Below are 2,705 nucleotides of genomic sequence, written 5' to 3' on the forward strand. Positions count from 1 at the left end.
GCCAATTTCGAGACGCAGACCGGCCGTCCGGTGGCGGTCTGGGTCGACATCCTGAAGGGCTGTCCCGAGACCCGGCCCAAGGCCCAGGCGGCCTGGCTGAAGGCGACCCACGGGATCGGCGCCAACCACGCGGCCCACATCCTCAGTGCGGCCCGTCCGTCGGATCAGATGGGCTGGGACGACGCCGAAGCCCTGCGCGCCGCCCTGTGGGCCGAGCCGCGCTCTCTGGCCATCCTGGAGGCGCTGGAGCGCAAGGTGGCACGCGTGGAAGGCGTCATCTCGGGCCAGCGCAAGGGCTACACCAGCTTCTCGCGGGCGGTGCAGTTCGCCGCCATCCGCCCGCTGAAGGGCGGCAAGGCCCTGCTGGGGCTGAAGCTGGATCCGGCGGTGTCGGAGCGACTGTTGGAGGCCGTGCGCCGTGAGAGCTGGTCCGAACGGCTGAGCGCCGTGGTCGAGCTGGACGGGCCCGGCGCGGTCAATGACGAAATCGGCCGCCTGTTCGCACAGGCGGCCGACAACGGTTAGGGGGAGGAAAGACCTTTAGCGGCGGCGGCCGCCCAGGCTGCCCAGCAGGACCAGCACGCCGGCGACGATGCCGGTGGTCAGCAGGGGTTTCCGGCGGGCGAAGTCGAGGCCCTGGCGCGCCTTGTCCTGGTACTGGGTCGGGGCCTTTTCGACGAGGCCGTCCAGGCCGTCGATGACGCGGCCGTAGGCGTCCAGGGCCTTGCCCTTCGCCTCGTTCAGGGCGCCGTCGATCTGCAGCTTGCTGTCGCCGGTCAGGCGGCCGAGGCCGGACTGGGCCTTGCCCTTGATCTCGGTGGCGGCGCCTTCGATACGTTGGTCGGTCATGGGGATCTTCTCTGTGATGCGGGAGCCGGGGAGGCGTTCCGGAACAGCGCGGAAACGAGGGCGGGGTTCCGCCGCGCGCCGTCCTTATTACGCGGGTGCGGCGCCGTGTCCTTCATGATTTTATCCGGGTGATATTGATCTTCCAGTTTGATCTGGGTAGATCCATCGGGCCATCTTGAGAAGAGACGCCATGACCCTGCCCGCCGACACCCCGGTCCTCGCCTTCGCCGGCGACGCCCTGATCGCCCGCGGGCCGCTGGGCGAGGCGCTGGCGGCGATCCATGCGGCGAGCGGGGCGGGGGAGGCGGTGCTGGTCTTCGACGCCGCCACGGGCCGGGTGATCGACCTGGACCTGCGCGGCTCGGCCGCCGACGCCCTGGCCCGCCTGAGCCCTGCGCCGGAGCCTGAGAAGCGCGGCCCGGGCCGCCCCAGGCTGGGCGTCACCCCGCGCGAGGTGACCCTGCTGCCGCGCCACTGGGACTGGCTGGCGGCTCAGCCCGGCGGCGCTTCGGTGGCCCTGCGCAAGCTGGTCGAGGCGGCGCTGAAGGAGGCTGAGGGGCCGGACCGGGCGCGCAGAGCCAAGGACGCGACCTATCGCTTCATGACCGCCCTGGCGGGCGACAAGCCCGGCTACGAGGAGGCCACGCGCATGCTGTTCGCGGGCGACTGGACGGCGTTCGACGCGGCGGTCCAGGGCTGGCCCGAGGCCGTGCGCGAGGCGGTGCGGGGGATGGCCGAGGCCGGCTGGCGCAACGGCGAGGGGCGCTAGGCCCTACTCGTCCAGGCGGTAGGGCGGGCGCTCGGTCCGGAAGACCACCAGGCCGTCGAAGACCCGGCCCCATTCCGCGGTCACCGGCCGGGCGTGGTCGAAGGCCGATCCCACCATGGGCGGCAGGGCTGACAGGGCCTCCGACCCGATCCAGACCACCTCGGCCGAAGAGCCGGCGAGCGCCGCAGCTTCCAGCGAGCCTGGCGCGGCGGCCGGGATCGGGCGGGCCTCCCGGACGGTGTAGCGGTACGCGCCGCCCGCCGCGGTGACGCCGACGGCGAACAGGTCGGTCCCGAACCGGACGTCCAGCAGGTGGCCCATGTTGGACTGGTCGCCGAACAGCTCATGAGTACTGGCGTCGCGGGCGGCGTGGCTGTTGGCGGTCCAGACCACGACCCTGGCGTCGGCGGGCAGGGCGTCCACCAGGGCCTCGACGTTGCGGGCCATGTCGCGGTCGCGGGCGTGGATGCGCCCGGGGTGGCCCAGGGTGTCGTGGTTCAGCGTGCGGCCGAACGCGGCGATCATGCCGCGGTACTCGGCCCGGTCCTTCGGATCGTCGAGACGGGCGGTGGCGACCACGGCGTCGATCTCGGACAGGCAGGCGCGCAGGGCCGCGCGGCTGGCGTCGTCATAGGGATCCTCGGCCGTGTAGCGGGACCAGATCCGCTGCTTCAGACGGACGGCGCAGTCCTCGCGGCGGCCCAGCGGCAGGAAGCCGGCCAGCTCCAGCGGCATGGTCTCCAGCGAATAGAAGGCCCCGCGCGAGCCCAGCTGGTCGTCCATGCCCGCCAGCAGGACACGGCCGTCGCGGGCCTGGGCGAACAGGAAGCCGATCAGGTCCTGCACCTCGCGGTTCTGGTTCCACAGCCCGCCCATGGCCGAGGCCAGCATCTGGGGTGTGGCGTCGCCCCGGCGGACGGCGCGGTTCAGGGCGGTGAAGTCGTACAGGCTGGCCTCGAACACCACCGCGTCGAAGCCGCATTCGGCGACCAGGTTGCGCACCAGATCGGCCTTGAAGGCGCCGGTCTTCCCATCCCCGTGGGAGCCGTTCTCGCCCAGCAGCACGATCCGTTGGCCGCAGAGGTCC

4 protein-coding genes are annotated in these 2,705 nt (G+C 72.2%); 2 read left to right on the top strand and 2 right to left on the bottom strand.

The features are described 5' to 3' along the window. A partial coding sequence (locus Q0C81_RS16945; protein WP_291840740.1) for a DUF4287 domain-containing protein occupies positions 1-525 on the top strand: 525 nt, incomplete at its 5' end. A 15-nt stretch (positions 526-540) separates the two neighbouring features. Here the strand turns inward: Q0C81_RS16945 and Q0C81_RS16950 are convergent. Next, positions 541-849, bottom strand: a complete 309-nt coding sequence (locus Q0C81_RS16950; protein ID WP_291840743.1) for a CsbD family protein — start codon at positions 847-849, stop codon at positions 541-543. A 190-nt stretch (positions 850-1,039) separates the two neighbouring features. Here Q0C81_RS16950 and Q0C81_RS16955 point away from each other — a divergent pair, with 190 nt between their 5' ends. After that, entirely contained in the window at positions 1,040-1,618 is a 579-nt protein-coding gene (locus tag Q0C81_RS16955; protein WP_291840746.1) for a DUF2239 family protein, read from the top strand. Between the two features lie 3 nt (positions 1,619-1,621). Here Q0C81_RS16955 and Q0C81_RS16960 read toward each other — a convergent pair. Beyond that, positions 1,622-2,705: erythromycin esterase family protein (locus Q0C81_RS16960; protein WP_291840749.1), on the bottom strand; the 1,084-nt coding region annotated here is incomplete at its 5' end.

Source organism: Brevundimonas sp., from assembly GCF_023259385.1.
Lineage (GTDB): Bacteria > Pseudomonadota > Alphaproteobacteria > Caulobacterales > Caulobacteraceae > Brevundimonas.